This window comes from Inquilinus sp. KBS0705, assembly GCA_005938025.2.
Lineage (GTDB): Bacteria > Bacteroidota > Bacteroidia > Sphingobacteriales > Sphingobacteriaceae > Mucilaginibacter.
Genome location: VCCI02000003.1, coordinates 137843 through 153189 on the forward strand (window position 1 = coordinate 137843; position 15347 = coordinate 153189).

15 protein-coding genes are annotated in these 15347 nt (G+C 39.1%); 1 reads left to right on the top strand and 14 read right to left on the bottom strand.

Annotated features, from left to right (window positions below; translation table 11 throughout):
• Window positions 1-17: 17 nt before the first annotated feature.
• From FFF34_014855 to FFF34_014915, 13 genes are all read right to left on the bottom strand, one after another.
• Window positions 18-980: an FAH family protein gene (locus FFF34_014855; GenBank protein ID TSD63846.1), complete on the bottom strand. Its 963-nt coding sequence runs from the start codon at window positions 978-980 to the stop codon at window positions 18-20.
• Between the two features lie 10 nt (window positions 981-990).
• The gene (locus FFF34_014860; protein ID TSD63847.1) at window positions 991-1785 is read right to left on the bottom strand and encodes an SDR family oxidoreductase; all 795 of its coding nucleotides are present in this window, start codon (window positions 1783-1785) and stop codon (window positions 991-993) included.
• 736 nt (window positions 1786-2521) lie between these two features.
• Window positions 2522-3382, bottom strand: coding sequence for a fumarylacetoacetate hydrolase family protein (locus tag FFF34_014865; protein ID TSD63848.1), 861 nt, complete (start codon window positions 3380-3382; stop codon window positions 2522-2524).
• A 105-nt stretch (window positions 3383-3487) separates the two neighbouring features.
• Window positions 3488-4252 carry an SDR family oxidoreductase gene (locus FFF34_014870; protein TSD63849.1) on the bottom strand — a complete coding sequence of 255 codons (765 nt, stop codon included), beginning with the start codon at window positions 4250-4252 and terminating at the stop codon, window positions 3488-3490.
• A gap of 240 nt (window positions 4253-4492) precedes the next feature.
• Entirely contained in the window at window positions 4493-5014 is a 522-nt protein-coding gene (locus tag FFF34_014875) for a MaoC family dehydratase (GenBank protein TSD63850.1), read from the bottom strand.
• Window positions 5015-5061: 47 nt separating this feature from the next.
• Complete coding sequence (locus FFF34_014880) at window positions 5062-6135, bottom strand: Gfo/Idh/MocA family oxidoreductase (protein ID TSD63851.1); 1074 nt, start codon at window positions 6133-6135, stop codon at window positions 5062-5064.
• Between the two features lie 43 nt (window positions 6136-6178).
• The gene (locus FFF34_014885) at window positions 6179-7225 is read right to left on the bottom strand and encodes a rhamnose:proton symporter (protein TSD63852.1); all 1047 of its coding nucleotides are present in this window, start codon (window positions 7223-7225) and stop codon (window positions 6179-6181) included.
• Window positions 7226-7231: 6 nt separating this feature from the next.
• Complete coding sequence (locus tag FFF34_014890; GenBank protein ID TSD63853.1) at window positions 7232-8092, bottom strand: amidohydrolase family protein; 861 nt, start codon at window positions 8090-8092, stop codon at window positions 7232-7234.
• 18 nt (window positions 8093-8110) lie between these two features.
• Window positions 8111-9250 carry a CoA transferase gene (locus FFF34_014895; protein TSD63854.1) on the bottom strand — a complete coding sequence of 380 codons (1140 nt, stop codon included), beginning with the start codon at window positions 9248-9250 and terminating at the stop codon, window positions 8111-8113.
• Window positions 9250-10392, bottom strand: a complete 1143-nt coding sequence (locus FFF34_014900) for a CoA transferase (GenBank protein TSD63855.1) — start codon at window positions 10390-10392, stop codon at window positions 9250-9252. The genes FFF34_014895 and FFF34_014900 overlap by 1 nt, the downstream gene beginning before the upstream one ends.
• Window positions 10393-10400: 8 nt before the next feature.
• Window positions 10401-11558: an extracellular solute-binding protein gene (locus tag FFF34_014905; protein TSD63856.1), complete on the bottom strand. Its 1158-nt coding sequence runs from the start codon at window positions 11556-11558 to the stop codon at window positions 10401-10403.
• A gap of 3 nt (window positions 11559-11561) precedes the next feature.
• The gene (locus tag FFF34_014910) at window positions 11562-12008 is read right to left on the bottom strand and encodes a dehydratase (protein ID TSD63857.1); all 447 of its coding nucleotides are present in this window, start codon (window positions 12006-12008) and stop codon (window positions 11562-11564) included.
• A 17-nt stretch (window positions 12009-12025) separates the two neighbouring features.
• A complete protein-coding gene (locus tag FFF34_014915) occupies window positions 12026-12349 on the bottom strand; it encodes an L-rhamnose mutarotase (GenBank protein TSD64174.1) in 324 nt (107 codons plus the stop codon).
• 185 nt (window positions 12350-12534) lie between these two features.
• Between FFF34_014915 and FFF34_014920 the strand changes: the two genes are divergently transcribed.
• A complete protein-coding gene (locus FFF34_014920; protein ID TSD63858.1) occupies window positions 12535-13404 on the top strand; it encodes a helix-turn-helix domain-containing protein in 870 nt (289 codons plus the stop codon).
• A 307-nt stretch (window positions 13405-13711) separates the two neighbouring features.
• On the opposite strand, the gene FFF34_014925 is transcribed toward FFF34_014920, so the two are convergent.
• A complete protein-coding gene (locus FFF34_014925; GenBank protein ID TSD63859.1) occupies window positions 13712-14944 on the bottom strand; it encodes a site-specific integrase in 1233 nt (410 codons plus the stop codon).
• Window positions 14945-15347 lie beyond the last annotated feature (403 nt).

A 15347-nucleotide genomic window follows, 5' to 3' on the forward strand; every position in this document is an offset into this window, starting at 1 on the left:
CTTGCTATCATGTTTTGTTAGGAAACCACTAATCTGTTTATTAAAGGCTTGCCCATCACGGCAGATTCAATATGAAATATATCATTAACTTTTGTTTTAAAGTTATCTGTATAACTTAGAACCGAGGTGCCTAAAAAGTGTATATGCAAATCTCCCGGTTGTCTGAATAAATTATATTTAAAATGATGATGCTGAATATTTAATAGGTTATGACTCATGTTATCTTCGCCGGTAGAAAAAGCCTTTTCCCAAACTATCTCATTGTTTCGAATTATTTTACTTTGTCCCATGATGTTTGACGGAAGGTCTGTCAATAGTATTTCAGGTCCATAGGAACAGTAACGCAGTTTAGAATGGGCCAGGTTGAGATAATTCTGCTTTTCCATCTGATGGTCTGAAAATTCATTTCCTAAAACAAATCCGATTCTTTTGGGAATTCCTTTATTGTTTATAATGTAAACTGCGCCAATCTCGGGTTCTTCTCCACCGTCCAGTGCAAATTCGGGCATCGGCAAATCTTTGCCTGGAAGTGAAACGGTTAATCCGTTACCTTTGAAAAACCATTCCGGCTGCTCGCCTGGACGACCGTCAATTAACTTTCCATTTTGAAGACCGGCCTGGAACATCTTAAGTGAATCACTTATGGTGTTGTTTGTATCATCTTCGGGTCCCTGGTGCATTTTGTTCCGGGAATCAGCGCTTCCCATATGCGTTAAGCCGGTTCCGGTTATCCAAGTGTGATATGGATCTTTGTGATCAACAGGCAGCAGAATTTTTCCTTCCATATCTAACCAGTCATAATCCACTGACACATCAGAAAGCAGTGTTTCTACTGAAGAGATAATATCGGAATGATGTGCTTCAGCATAATCAAAGAGATCATAAACCGAAGTGATTTTTTCAAGTACCCTGATGTTTTTTCCTTCGACTTTTCCTGTCTTTTTATTGCCGTCAACATCTAAAAATTGTATCAATCTCATATTTAATATGCTAAGAGTCCATCATAATAGCTGATCGTCCGCCGTCTATTAAAAAGGTTTGACCACCGGCAAAAGCCGCGTAGTCGCTTGCCAAAAACACAAACCACCCGCCAATTTCGTCAGTAGTGCCAAGGCGCTTTAATGGGTAAGCAGCCTCTGTATTCTTACGGGCCTCCTGCGGATCAGAAAATCCATTGAACCATTCTTCAGCTAACCTGGTGTCAATGAAACCGGGTGCAACACCCACTGTCCGGATAGCCGGGCTCCATTCGACTGTTAAAGTTTGAACGAGTGCCCTCAATCCGGATTTCGCGATATTATACGGGAAGGAGCCCGCAGTAGTGTTAAATGCATGACAAGAGGTGTTAATTATAATGACGCCATCCGGGGACTTTTCCAAGAAAGGCTTAGAAAGCCTGGCTATGTTCCAATGGGACTCCAAATTAAGATTCATATTATATAGCCAGTCTTCATGACTGCAATCCTCAGCGCCTTTATATATGTTGGTTCCTGCATTAGATGCAACAATATCAATACCACCGAAATGGTTCGCAGAAGCATTTACAAATTCCTTTAGATCTTCCATATTTGTGACATCTGTTTTGACATAAAATGGTTGTTTTCCGGAATGTTTGAAAACTTCCTGAATGAAATTTTGAACGCCAATATTTTCTTTCGCCTCTAGTGAACATCCGGCAATATTAGCGTTCGCCCTGGCAAACATGCTTGCTATTCCTATTCCAATTCCAGATGAGACGCCAGTGATAAGTACGGTTTTATTTGATAAATCTATATTAAAGGGCATATTAATGGTAATGATTATAGTTCGGTTTGGAGTACAGTGGTTATTTGTACCGTGTAAATGTCATTTAAATTATTTATTGAAAAATTGACTTTTTTTTGGAATGAATGGACGATTTTTCTGTTACTATTCAATCATGATCTTGTTTTTTTGTTAGGCAAATAAATTTCATACTACCTGATTACGGATTTTTGTTCGCTGAAGTATCAGAGATTCCAAGTAGGTTCTCATAAAAAAGGGTTTAAAAGGGGTTGGGTTAACCAGGGAGCAAGGTCAAGTTTGAGTTAATGGGAATGAAATAAAAAGCCTGAGGATCTATTACACCTATTTTTAGTATGCATTCTATTTTGCTCTTTAGCAATTGGCGAACAAAAGATTGTCGGATGATTCTAAAGCTTATTTAAGTATGGCTTGATTTTTTGTAACATAGTTACAGTTATCTTCACTAAGATTATCATGTATTGAATTCGACGAAAAAGAAATTATAGGAAATTCACAGGGCGGCGATAGCGCTCGTATGGCACCATTTAAAAATGTAGAATAAGATCAAGGGTTTTTTAATGCCTTATGTATTGCTCTAATTGCCGCGAAATTTTCATTGAAAATGACTTCAATAGCCTCTGAGTTTTCTGAGTATATAAGCGAAATACCTTAACATTGACTTGCAAAAAATCTTTTGATAGCCGGTATCGAGTCATGTAGCATAACTTTAGGCATCAAACAAACAAAATGCTCGTGACTATTGGTCTTTCGTATAAGCTTTAAGCACTTGTTTTGCCTGGCCAATTCCGTCGATACCTAACTCCACCACATCCCCTGGCTTCAAATATAACGGAGGTTTCATCCCAAGGCCAACACCCGCGGGCGTTCCGGTTGAGATAACATCGCCCGGAAGTAAAGTCATAAACTGACTGATGTACGCTATTAAATTTGGGATGTTGAATATCAGGTTGGAGGTGGTGCCATCCTGAACTGATTTACCGTTTAAAGTTAACCACAGGCGCAGGTTGTGCACATCTTCGATTTCATCCGTTGTTGCCAAAAAAGGCCCCATCGGCGCAAAGGTATTGCAGCCTTTGCCTTTATCCCAAGTTCCGTTTCGTTCCAGTTGAAACTCCCTCTCGGATACATCATTATGCAGGCAATACCCGGCCACATACCCCATAGCATCACACTCCTCAATATAAGATGCTTTTTTTCCTATTACTACCGCCAATTCAACTTCCCAATCCGTTTTCACTGAATTTTTAGGGATGATTATATCATCATTTGGCCCAGCCAGCGCGGTGGTTGACTTGAAGAATAAGATTGGCTCTTTAGGCAAAGGCGCATTGGTTTCTTCGGCATGGTCCTTGTAATTAAGACCGATACAAACGATTTTGGAGGGCCGTGCGATCGGGCTACCCAGACGGTCCTTATCGGATACTTTGGTAAGCTTACCATGGTTTGAGCTTATAAACTCCTGCAGCCTTCTTAGTCCGTCGTTCTCAAAAAAGACTTCGTTGTAATCCTCGAAAAAAGCAGATGTATCATATTTTATATTATTAATAATAACACCGGTTTTTTCTTTACCAGCCGTCCCGTATCGTATTAGTTTCATATTTGTGAGTGGTTGATCAGTTAAGTTTGAGCGGTTAGATGATCTATTTGCGTAGTTAAAATTTCGAACTTTCCATCACCAACTAACCATTCTTTATTTACTTTATTAGTTGTTTAGTTTAATGAAGCCGCCGTCAATATGGTAATCGCAGCCAGTGATGAAGCCTGCCTCATCGCTGCACAAGTAAAGCGCAAGCGCTGCAACCTCTTCGGGTTTGCCCATGCGCCCAATAGGCTGGCTTTTTGATAATTTCTCAAATATCTCATCCTCACGGCCTGGGTAGTTTTTTGAAATAAAGCCATCAACGAACGGTGTATGCACACGTGCCGGGGAAATAGTATTGCAGCGGATATTGTCCGCAAGATAATCGCGCGCTACTGAAAGACTCATGGCTATAATTGCTCCTTTACTCATAGAGTAGGCAAATCTGTCGGTGATACCTACCGTAGCCGCAATGGATGCCATATTAAGTATTACCCCGCCGCCATTGGTCTTCATCGAAGGAACGGCCGCATATAAAGCGTTGTAGGCGCCTTTAACATTCACGTTAAATATGCGGTCAAGATCGGCTTCCGTTGTGCCTTCAAGGCTACCGACGTGCGCTATGCCTGCATTGTTTACCAGTATATCAATTTTACCTATCTGATTAAATACGTTAAGTATTTGATCTTGTTTACTTATATCGACGGTATAGCTGAGGGCAATATTTCCGCCTTTTTTTATTTCATCAATTGTTTCCTTGGCAGCATCGGCATTTAATTCTATAATGTGTACTATGGCGCCTTGCTGAGCAAACAACAACGATATGGCCTTGCCAATTCCGCTGCCGCCGCCTGTTATTACCGCTTGCTTATTTTTTAAACTAAACATATATTTTGAATTTAGCTAATAGCAAAAAGTTAACCTATAGGTGTACCTAACCGGTTGTAAATAAAACTATGTTGACGTCCGATGCTACTTCGGCCGTGGTATTTTACATCGCTGCCAGTTGTTACACATAAATAACGCTAAATTTCCTAACCCTTCGCGGTATCCGGCTGTAAAGCAATCGGCGAAATACCTCCTTTTTTTGCTGCCCCGGCAAATTTCAAATGTTCATAATGGTCGAGCTCAGACTGGATTACTTTGCTCGGTATTGAAATTTTCAGGATAACGGTATTTAACAGTTTGTATATGTTCGCAATACAATACGAGTTCGCCATTATTTTTAAATACTTCATATGCAGCCCGGTATAGACCCATATGTTTATACTTTGGGTGTTTATCTAAGTCTGTTTTAATAGTATAAATGGTATCTCCGATAAATACGGGTTTGATAAATCGGAGCTTGTCGTAACCATAACTGAAAGCATTTATACAATTAGTTGCAACCAAACCTAGACCCGCACTAAATACAAATGCACCGGCCACTAGCCTTTTCCCAAAAATGCCTTCGTTTTTCGCAAACACATCGTCTGCTACATAGGGATGCATGTCTAATACGAGTGTGTTAAATTGCATGCTTTCGCCTTCGCTAATCGTACGGCGAATGGATCTGATACTGGTGTTCATAACAATATCTTCATAAAACCAGTTTTCTGCGTTCCATACAGGGATTTCATTATGTTTTGTTGAATCTGGGTTTGGGTTCATTGCTTTATTGTTTGACGGGTTATATTATTTTAAAAATTATTATCCTGTTAGCCTATACTGCTTAATTTTACAGCGCCTTTTGCATCTGAAATATAAGCGGCTTCAACACAGGCCATTGTATGAATACAATCTTCTACCGAGTTATCAGGATGGGTTATTGTTCCTTCTTTGGCCTTCATCATTTCGGCGATAGAGCCAATAAATGCATGTGGGAACCAACTGCCTTCAATCTCTACCGCTTTCCAATTCGACGCCTTTCCGTTTTCGATAATAACATATTCAAACTTATCTGGTACGCCAGCCGGATAATTCATCAATGTGCCCATTTTTATTTTGATTGCACCCTTTGTGCCTTCAAATTTGATATAGGATTGTTGATTATCTAATCCAAACTGATGGCAATGGTTGGTGAGAATATTGGCGCGAACCATATCGCCATAATCCATGATAATGTTACTGCGTACAGTGGCTAATTCCCGCATCTGAGGATGTTTGACGGTTTTAGCATATATGCCTGAAGGGTTGCCTAAAAAAGAGCGCACCACATCTATATAATGAATACTGTGATAAGGTATTTCCACACGTGGAGCTTTATATAGAAAATCCCATAAATGCCAGGGTGTAAATACATTTACATTTATTTCTATATCACATAAATCGCCTATTGTTCCATTTTTAATCATATCTCTGGCTGCAATAATAAACGGTGCGTATCTTAATTGAAAGTTCACTCCGGCGAGCATATTCTTTTCCCTGGTAAGCTGAAGAATTTTTTTAGCTTGTTTATAGTTTTCGCCTATAGGTTTTTGCATCAGCACCGTGGCATTCGCGGGTAATTTTTGCAACATTTTTATGATGGCATTTCCGGGCAGTGCAATATCAAATATTACATCCGAAGGAGCCGAATCTATCATTTGTGTCACACTTTCGTACACTTTAGATATGGAAAATCTGAGGGCTGTATTTTTCGCCTTCGCCGTGTCGATGTCATATATACCAATTACTTCAAATTCTGCAATTTTATAAGCCGGAAGATGCGCATCATTAACAATTCCACCTGCGCCAATGATTATTATTTGCTGTTTAGTTTTTGGCATTGAGCCCCGTTGTTGTAAAGTCATCTGTTTTTTAGGTTTAAAAATTAAGGCGCATAACACAATGCTATCACAGAGTGCCTAAATAATTGCCATAGGTTAGTACTGACACGGCTACAATGAGCAATGTTATTGCAAATGCCAACATCCCTTTTGTTTGACTTTTAACACCTATCCATTCCCTGAATACAAGGCCGATCACACTACTAAATAGTACCAGCATGATCATATGAATAGCCCAGCTACTGAATTTATAAGTCCCCATTCTATTATGACCAAGGCCATAGAAAAAAAATTGGCCATACCATAATAAACCAGTAATTGATGCCATAACATAATTCAATGTTAATCTTGAGGGACTCTTCCTTTTTTCTGATTTTATAAATTCTTTAAAAGTTTTTTGTTTGATATGTAGATAAATGCAGTAAATAAATGTTGACAGAAAAGCACCTGCATTTGCAAAAATATAAATGACGTTATCTTGAAATTGCCCTGAACCATATTTTACAGCAACATCAGCAATAGGTTGCCCTTGATCAAGTGCAAAGCCATACACTGCTGAAAGAACACCTGCCAATAAACACAACGGTAAACCTTTAGTAAAAGAAAAAGAAGATGTTGAATTTTTGTTGTTTTCTAAATCCTTCTCTTTAAATCGACCGGCGAAACCACAAATGGCAATGCCGAACGCACCTATTACTACTCCGGCAACTATCCACCCTGACCCTGTATTGTTTAATATAGACTCCAATTCACCATGCACTAATGGCGGCAGCAGCGTACCTAGAACACAAGAAATGCCTACTGAAATGGCATAAGTCAATGAAAACCCAACATAGCGAATTGCCAGGCCAAAAGCAGTTCCGCCTATGCCGTAAGCAGCTCCCAACAAAAATGATTTATACATAGCTGCCTTAGGCGCCTCAATTAATACTTCCTTTAGATGCGGTACTGTAATCCAGGCGACGATTATAGGTAATATCAGCCAGCAAACCGCTGCCTGCGCTAACCAATAGGTTTGCCAAGACCATGACCTGGTATTCTTTTGCGGTGTATAACAAAGCGACGCGCTGGAAGCTCCTATAGCATGAAATGATATTCCGGCAATTACGCTCATAATCCTTTATGGTGTTAATTTATAAAAGGAAGCTGCATTATTGTACAGCACTTGCACTTGATCATCCGCGGTCAATTCTTCTGAAAATATTTCCCTGTAAGTCAGCCAGGCTTTTTCATAAGGGCCGGCCAATAAGGCGACGGGCCAGTCGCCACCACAAAAACAACGATTTGTCCCAAACAACTTTAGTACCTGCATGATATAAGGTTTCAAATCATCTTTTGTCCAGTTTTTGCCATTACCGGCAGTTACGCTAAGCCCCGAAATTTTCGCATACAAATTGGGATGTTCTGACGCAATGGTCATTTGGCGTTCCCATTCAACATGCTTTTCTTTCCTTGCAATGGGGGGCTGGTTCAAATGATCAAAAACCATTTTCAGGTTGGGCAATTTTTCCGCTACTGTAATTGCGGTTTTTATATGTTCTATATTGATTCCAACTATATCATAAGTAAGCTGATGTTCAGCCAATATTTCTAAACTTTCAATCACATTTGTTTGCAATAGCCATTTAGGGTTTGGCTCATTATGGATGAGATGGCGACAACCTTTCAGATAATGATTACCACAAAATCTTTCTGTTAACGCTTTTTCTGTTGCTTTCGGGTTTTGCAAAGGCAACCAGCTTACAACGCCCTTTATCCATTCTGTTTCTGCAGCCACCTGCATCATTAAATCCGTATCCTCAAAATTATTGGCAGCTTGTACCAATACTCCATCTGTTACACCTGCCTTTTCAATTTGCGGCGTTAATTGTTCAATTAAATAGGTTTTATTTAAAATGCTTGTGTCCCCTTTCAACCAGGTATATTCAGCCTTTTCCAGATTCCACATATGTATATGTGTATCTATAATACGGTTTGTCATAAAGAAAATGTTCTTTTGTTATAAATTGAATTCTCTATTGATTGATGCAGAATCTTCGCCTAATCCCGGCGCGCCTTTCGTGGATGTTAATAATTGCCCATCTACTCTTATCGGGCACCGGGTTGTTTTCATATAATGATTACCTATGGTAATCATCTGTTCCATTTCAAGAACTTTGTACCCTTCCTGCTTCATTAAAGTATCATAGTCAAAAACTTCTGCACACCATATGTCTGCGGGCTCTAATATAGCTAACCATTGATGAGCGTTTTTAGTCATTAAATGATTCTGTAGGATGGTTTTTATTTCATCTCTTTTGTTAAACCAATCAGCGGGGTTTGTGTAATCTTGCAAGGGGGCACATTGCAACAATGTTCCAATCGTCAAGATATTCCCCATCGCCAAAGCCAAATAGCCTTCATTGGTTTTGTAAACACCATAAGGCGCCGCAATGTAAGCGTGAGCATTATTTACCATACTTCGCTGCGGCAGCTGATGGCCATCATTGTAGAAGCAGGTAAGCACTTCAAACTGGAAATCCAATAGACTTTCCATCATGCTTATTTCTATCAACGCACCTTCATTTGAGGTAAGGCGAGCAAAAATAGCAGCTAATATTCCTTGTGCCAAATGAGTGCCGGTTAGTATATCAGCGACTGCAACCCCCATAGGTGTTGGGTCGTCGTTCCTGTTGCCGCTTAAATAGGTGATACCAGAGACCGCCTGAAGCAGTAAATCCTGCCCCGGCTTATCTTTCCAATCACCGGTATCGCCATAACCGCTGATAGAAGCGTAAATAATTTGAGGATTGAGTTTTTTTACCTCTTCATATGAAAGGCCGATACGTTCCATCACACCCGGACGGAAATTATGCATCATAACATCGGATTTCGCAACAAGCTTTTTTATTTTATTTAAATCGTCTGCATTTTTCAAATCAGCTTCGTAACTTTCTTTGTTACGATTAATGGCATGAAAAATGGTAGATTCTCCCTTGACCATGATATCGCTTACATAAAGCTCCCGGCAAATATCACCAGTTACCGGGCGCTCTATTTTAATAACTCTTGCTCCCATATCGGCCAGCCGCAGGCTAGCCGAAGGGCCGGATAAAAACTGACTAAAATCCAGTATCAATATATCTTCCAGAAGTTTCATTAACTTTTTTTTGCTAGTGATCTTTTTATTGCATTGGTATGTTCACCGAGTCTTGGCGCGGATTTATCCGATAAAAAATATTGTCCGTTAAAACGAATTGGACAACGGGTTGTCTTTATTTCTTTATCACCGGCCATAATTACCTGTTCCATATTCAAGCACTGATAGGTTGATGATTTTAGCAGCTGATTCCAATTTAAAACGGGCATTACCCATAAATCATGGGCCTGCATTTTTTGTAATAAAACATCCGTACTATAAGTTGCGAAATATTGTTCAAGTGTTGACTTTATTTCATCTCTTTTTTTAAATGACTCGTTTTCTTCGAATTTTCTCAAAGGCTCGTACTGAATAACGGCATTTAATTTTTTTATTGGCATCATAGCAACTGCGATATACCCATCGAATGTCTTATAAAGTCCATACGGTGCGCTTAATAAAGGATGACCATTGTTGATTTCAGATCGTTGGTGCGGCTGCCTGGTTTCAAAATAAGTTGTAAAGAATTCAAACTGAAAGTCTAATAAAGTTTCCAGTAAACTCAATTCCAAAAAAGCGCCCTTTCCTGTTTTTTGACGGCGAATAAGCGCCGCAAGTATGCCTTGTACGGCTTGGTTTCCACATAAATAATCGCTCATCGCCAACCCGAACGGAATAGGATTGTCATGTTTATTCCCAGAGGAATAAGCCAGTCCAGATATTACTTGTGCCAGCAGATCTTGTCCGGGCTTTTGTTTCCAGGGGCCCTTTGTGCCGTACCCGGAAATTTCTGCATAAATTATACGCGGATTTATTTTCTGGACATTGATATAGTCTAAACCCAATGCCTCCATTACGCCAGGGCGAAAGTTGTGCGTAATTACATCGGCTTTTTTAATGAGTTGTTTAATAAACTCAATATCATCAGCTTTTTTCAAATCGGCAGTAAAGCTTTCTTTGTTTCGGTTAATGGTATGGAATAGTAAAGAACTTTCGTCTACCCATAAATTGCTTATAGAAAATTGACGCCCGGCATCACCTTTTTCCGGCCGTTCAATTTTGATAATCCTTGCGCCCATATCTGCAAGTCGTAACCCCGCACAAGGGCCCGACAAATATTGGCTGAACTCTAAAACCGTAATTCCTTTCAGTGGTAAATTCATATAGCAATTCAGCTTTTTAGATTCTGTCTACTTTCCCTATACAATTTGTTTATTTCTTCCAATACCTTTTCAGGCCTTACTTTGTGCAGTAAAAATTGTTGCACGGGGATGCCTGCGTAATCCTGAAAATGGAGGTATCCATTATATCTTGGTCTTTGGTAAGCATTGTCTAATGTATCCAGGGTATTTGAAAAAAAGTTATTGCAAAGGCTGTTGGCCATTGGGTCATTCCAGGCAGAACGATGACCCGGCTGCCCGCCATGCTGCACATACAGCGCAGACTGAATTTTTTCGGAAACTACCCAAGCTGTAAAATTGGTGGCCAATTCCTTATTTTGTGTCGTAGCAGACACCGCCAATCCTGTTCCGCCTAAAGTGCTTCTTAGCCGGCGGTTGCCCTCTAATTTCACAAGGTTGCCATAGGTAAGAGGGGAGGAGGCATACCCTTGACGCGAATAGTTGGAATAACCATAAGCAAAAGGACAGTACGAATAGTCATCCGTAGAAGACATCAGCTCTGCAACATTGACAGGATTATAGCTATACATTTTTACATCAACCAGGCTCCATAATTCTTTCATGCTATCTAGTGCCATCATACCGGTCTCCTTATCAATCACTTCATGCTCGTTCAAAAAAGGTTCGGCGCCATGTACTAAACAAAACATATAAAAATTCATTAGCAAATCAATAGGGATACCTGGAACAGCGACTCGTTTTTTTTGGGCCAAGCTCAACAATTCCCGCCAGGTATCAGGAACAGCTATATCATCACGCAATAGTAAATCTGCCCGATAACTTGCAACAGGTGTAGCCGCATCAATGGCCAATGCCCACTGATGACCGCCATAATGATAGCTTAAGTGAGAATTACCCACTGAATTATCCAATTGGTTTTTTAAATACTCTTTTGATAAATATTCTTCCAGTGGCAGCACACATTTTGTTGCCGAAGCGCAACCAATCCAGGGATGATCAATTATGAGTAAATCATATTGTGTGGTTAATTTTTCAATAGGAAAATCGGCAAACTCCTGAAGGGTGCGTTTTTTCCAATTTATCGTCACTTGAGGGTTTAATTCAGAGAATCGTTGCGAAGCGGCTAATAATGGTGTGATGCCTCTGCTGTGCCCCCAAGTTATACCATTTAAAACAATCTCACTCATCTTTTATCTTAGTTCATTTTTTTCTACAAGTAAAATATGCTCACATGTCATTACCAGTTCCTTACTCTGATTGAAAACTTCTATTAATTCTGTCACCCGGCCAAACTGCGGTTTTTTGTAATCCTTTTTTTCTTTAATGGTATTTTTTACTGTAATGGTATCTCCAATGAAAACGGGTTTTAGAAAACGCAAGCGTTCGTAGCCATAAGTCATCGCCATTGGATTAATGGCATTTGCGGTCATCCCTACAGCTATACTGAAAATGAGTGTGCCATGAGCTATACGCCGTTTAAATGACTGCGACTTACACCATTCCGCATCCATGTGATGAGGAAAAAAATCACCGGTCTGTCCCGCATGGATTACAATGTCCGTTTCTGTAATCGTGCGGCCTGTGGTTTGCCGAAGGATGTTTAACTCATAATCTTCAAAAAATATTTTTGCAAACATATTATGTTGATAACAAATTAATCATGATGGAACATTTCTTCCATATCAGCCCACCATTCTCCGTTTTTGCGGGTAGATAATGGCTCCTGACAAGGCATACAGATTTCCCACCATTTCAGGGTTACGGGATCAGCCGCCATTTTATCCATATCTGCTTTAAAGTCATTTCCAGTATATTCAAAATAGCTGAAGAGCAAACCGTCTTTGTGATATATAGTGTAATTCCGGATATGACATTGGGTGATTACTTTTAAAACTTCTGGCCATACCGCAGCATGTAATTGTTTATATTTTTCAAAATTTTCAGGCTTTAACTTTATAACAGAACCATATCGTTTTATCTGTGTCATACTTTATAAAAGGGAATTTCGATTCGCGATTCTCAAAACTAAGGTGAATAGCGGTTGCTTATATGTTCAATTAAATCCTTTTTATACACTTTTTATTCCTATCATTAACAAAACAATGGAGCGGTGAATGACACACCACATCTGTATTTATGAATACTGGCTACTAATCGACTATAATGAAAGGGGAATTAATTATCGATGCTCCTATTATCGATCAAAGGAGGATCTGGATAAAAAAAGTAGAAAAGGCTTATTTAGATCACCCTTTTCACTTTCATCATTTATGCGAGCTAACCTGGATAGAGAAAGGTTATGGCAACCTTATCCTGGGCGATTATGTAGGCTCATTTACTGAAGGGGAATTATTCCTGGAAAATGCGCAATTGCCTCACCTTTTTAAATGTGACGCAGCTTTTTATGATGTGGAACAGAATTTATGCACAAAAGCAACCGCCATATATTTCCCTCATACACTTATTCCAAAAATCACCGATGATACCGAGTGTATTTTACTTTACCAAAACACTTTGGATAAGGCAGAAAGAGGGCTTCGGTTTTATGGACAAACTAAAGAAAAGGCAATTCAACTGATTAAAAAATTATGCGGCACAAACGGGCTGGAACAGTTGGGATACTTTTTACAAATTATCGCCCTTATTAATCGAAGCAAGGAGTTTGAATGTCTTGCAAGTGTTGGTTATAAAAACAGCAATAATGAACAAGATATGGACCGTTTTAACAAGGTATACCAATTCTTGCTACTCAATTTTAACCGCGATATTATGGTAAGCGAAGTTGCTGCTATCTGCCATATGACCCCTAACTCTTTTTGTAGATATTTTAAAACCAAAACGCAAAAAACTTTTACCCGGTTTTTGACTGAACTCAGGGTTGGGCATGCATGCAAATTGCTGCAAAACAACAACGCCTCAGTGTTGAGTGTCTGTTATGAATCAGGCTTTAACAGCCCGGTTAATTTTTTCAAGTTTTTTAAACTTATTACTAATAAAACTCCTAGGGCATACCGCGATTCATGCGTGTCTTAATAGCAATTATTGATAAAACTCTTAAAGCCGGTCATGCATAGTTTTCTACTAGCGAGCTAACAAACTACCATTTCCCATATCCGTAAATCCGTTTGCAAAGCGAGGCTTTTTATTCAACAACAATCTGAAGGACATCTCGCAAATCGAATTTATGAATTTAGTGCCAAACAGGGCAGGAAATATATCGAATTATTTTTTGTGCATCAGGGAAATTGTTGTTTTACCGAGCCGCAAGCTTTTTATCTCCCCAATTACAATAATACAAGGCTCAAGCAATCAAACCACTTTTCACTCGAATATATGCAATTTAAAATGACGAAGCTATTAGCTTTTCCTTCAATGCCAGCATGTCATGACTTATCTTTTTCTCCAATACCTTTGCATAAATCTGGGTTGTTGCAATTTTTGTATGTCCGAGTATTTTACTAACTGTTTCGATTGGAACTCCGTTCGAAAGCGTGACTGTTGTGGCGAATGTATGCCTGGCTAAATGAAAAGAAATTGTCTTGCTTATATTACACAAATCAGCAATCTCTTTTAAATAACTATTGACTTTTTGATTTGAAAGTACTGGAAACGCTTTGCCAGCATTGATTGCGCGAACGTTATTTCGATATTGCGCTAAAATTTCAACGGCTTTCGGCAACAATGGTGTAGTTACAGGCGTATCGGTTTTTTGACGGTTGGTCTTTATCCATAATTCGCCGTCATCGCCAATAACAATATTAAGAGATGTAAGGTTAATCAAATCAATATAAGCAAGTCCTGTGTAGCAGCTAAATACAAATAGATCTCTGACAAGATTTAATCGGTCGACTTTGAAATCTTTCCTTTCTATCGCTGATAATTCCGCTTGTGACAAGCAATCACGACTCACCTTCTGTGTTTTAATTGAATATCTCGCAAACGGATTTTTCTCGACCCACTCCAATTTAACTGCAAGGCCAATCATTTTTTTAATCCTAACCATGTGTTTAACGACACCATTGTTTTGTATCGGCTTTTGATGATCTGCTGGTTTATGATTGAATAAGAATGTTTCGAAATCATTAATGAACCGAAAATTTAATTCGTGAAGAAAGATATCGTCCTTCTTGTATTTCTGCTGAAGAAATTTGACTAAGTACCGCTGTGTTACGAAATAATGCTTAAGCGTTATAGCTTTTATCGTAGCTAATGCCGTTTCGTTGTGGTACTGAAAAAGATCAGAAAGTTTATAGACGGAAATTTCGGTATTGAAATAATTATCCTTTACCGCTTCTGCTGTTATGTACAGGCCTTTTAAGAGCATCTGCTGATAGATATTCCCCAAGGTGCGACGAAGGTTCTCTAAATAAGAGAAAATTGCTCTGGCCTCTTCTTTGCTTCCTTTTGGCAGCCCTTTGCGGTTATCCCAGGTTTTTGAATCGATGCTTTGCTTAACGGCGAAAAAACACTTTTTGCTGTTTACGGTAATACATGCGTAGATTGGCGATTTTCCATCCTTTTCTTTATCGGAACGTACTGTAAAATGGATACCAAATGACTGTGTTGTTTTCATGAACTTAATTATTAGTAATACAATAAACTAAATATGCCCTGTTTTGGGTATTATTTAGGTATTCAAAACGGCATTAAAAAATGCAAAAAACAGTCGGTTTTAAGCTAATTTTAAATGTCGTAAGTAGCTGTAATACAATTAAATAAGCCACTTTCGAATACCTCAAAGGTAAAAACTAAAAACAGGTAGTCGAATAGGTATCCTAAACTTTGAAATTCTTTGGTTTGATTTGGGAGGGCTAAAAACATAAAAGCCTGTAAATCATACGATTTACAGGCTTTTGGAGAACTTTGAATTCCCTTTTGGTGGGAGTTACTGTCCCCGAACCCTATAAAGTTTTAAGCTGATTGACAGCATGTTACTAAATACTCAATTTCGCTGGTACTCACTTTGGTACTCGATC

Bases quoted from the DNA above. Each gene is read 5' to 3' on its own strand.
- FFF34_014855 (TSD63846.1), bottom strand. From the start codon at position 980: ATGAGATTGATACAATTTTTAGATGTTGACGGCAATAAAAAGACAGGA.
- FFF34_014860 (TSD63847.1), bottom strand. From the start codon at position 1,785: ATGCCCTTTAATATAGATTTATCAAATAAAACCGTACTTATCACTGGC.
- FFF34_014865 (TSD63848.1), bottom strand. From the start codon at position 3,382: ATGAAACTAATACGATACGGGACGGCTGGTAAAGAAAAAACCGGTGTT.
- FFF34_014870 (TSD63849.1), bottom strand. From the start codon at position 4,252: ATGTTTAGTTTAAAAAATAAGCAAGCGGTAATAACAGGCGGCGGCAGC.
- FFF34_014875 (TSD63850.1), bottom strand. From the start codon at position 5,014: ATGAACCCAAACCCAGATTCAACAAAACATAATGAAATCCCTGTATGG.
- FFF34_014880 (TSD63851.1), bottom strand. From the start codon at position 6,135: ATGACTTTACAACAACGGGGCTCAATGCCAAAAACTAAACAGCAAATA.
- FFF34_014885 (TSD63852.1), bottom strand. From the start codon at position 7,225: ATGAGCGTAATTGCCGGAATATCATTTCATGCTATAGGAGCTTCCAGC.
- FFF34_014890 (TSD63853.1), bottom strand. From the start codon at position 8,092: ATGACAAACCGTATTATAGATACACATATACATATGTGGAATCTGGAA.
- FFF34_014895 (TSD63854.1), bottom strand. From the start codon at position 9,250: ATGAAACTTCTGGAAGATATATTGATACTGGATTTTAGTCAGTTTTTA.
- FFF34_014900 (TSD63855.1), bottom strand. From the start codon at position 10,392: ATGAATTTACCACTGAAAGGAATTACGGTTTTAGAGTTCAGCCAATAT.
- FFF34_014905 (TSD63856.1), bottom strand. From the start codon at position 11,558: ATGAGTGAGATTGTTTTAAATGGTATAACTTGGGGGCACAGCAGAGGC.
- FFF34_014910 (TSD63857.1), bottom strand. From the start codon at position 12,008: ATGTTTGCAAAAATATTTTTTGAAGATTATGAGTTAAACATCCTTCGG.
- FFF34_014920 (TSD63858.1), top strand. From the start codon at position 12,535: ATGAAAGGGGAATTAATTATCGATGCTCCTATTATCGATCAAAGGAGG.
- FFF34_014925 (TSD63859.1), bottom strand. From the start codon at position 14,944: ATGAAAACAACACAGTCATTTGGTATCCATTTTACAGTACGTTCCGAT.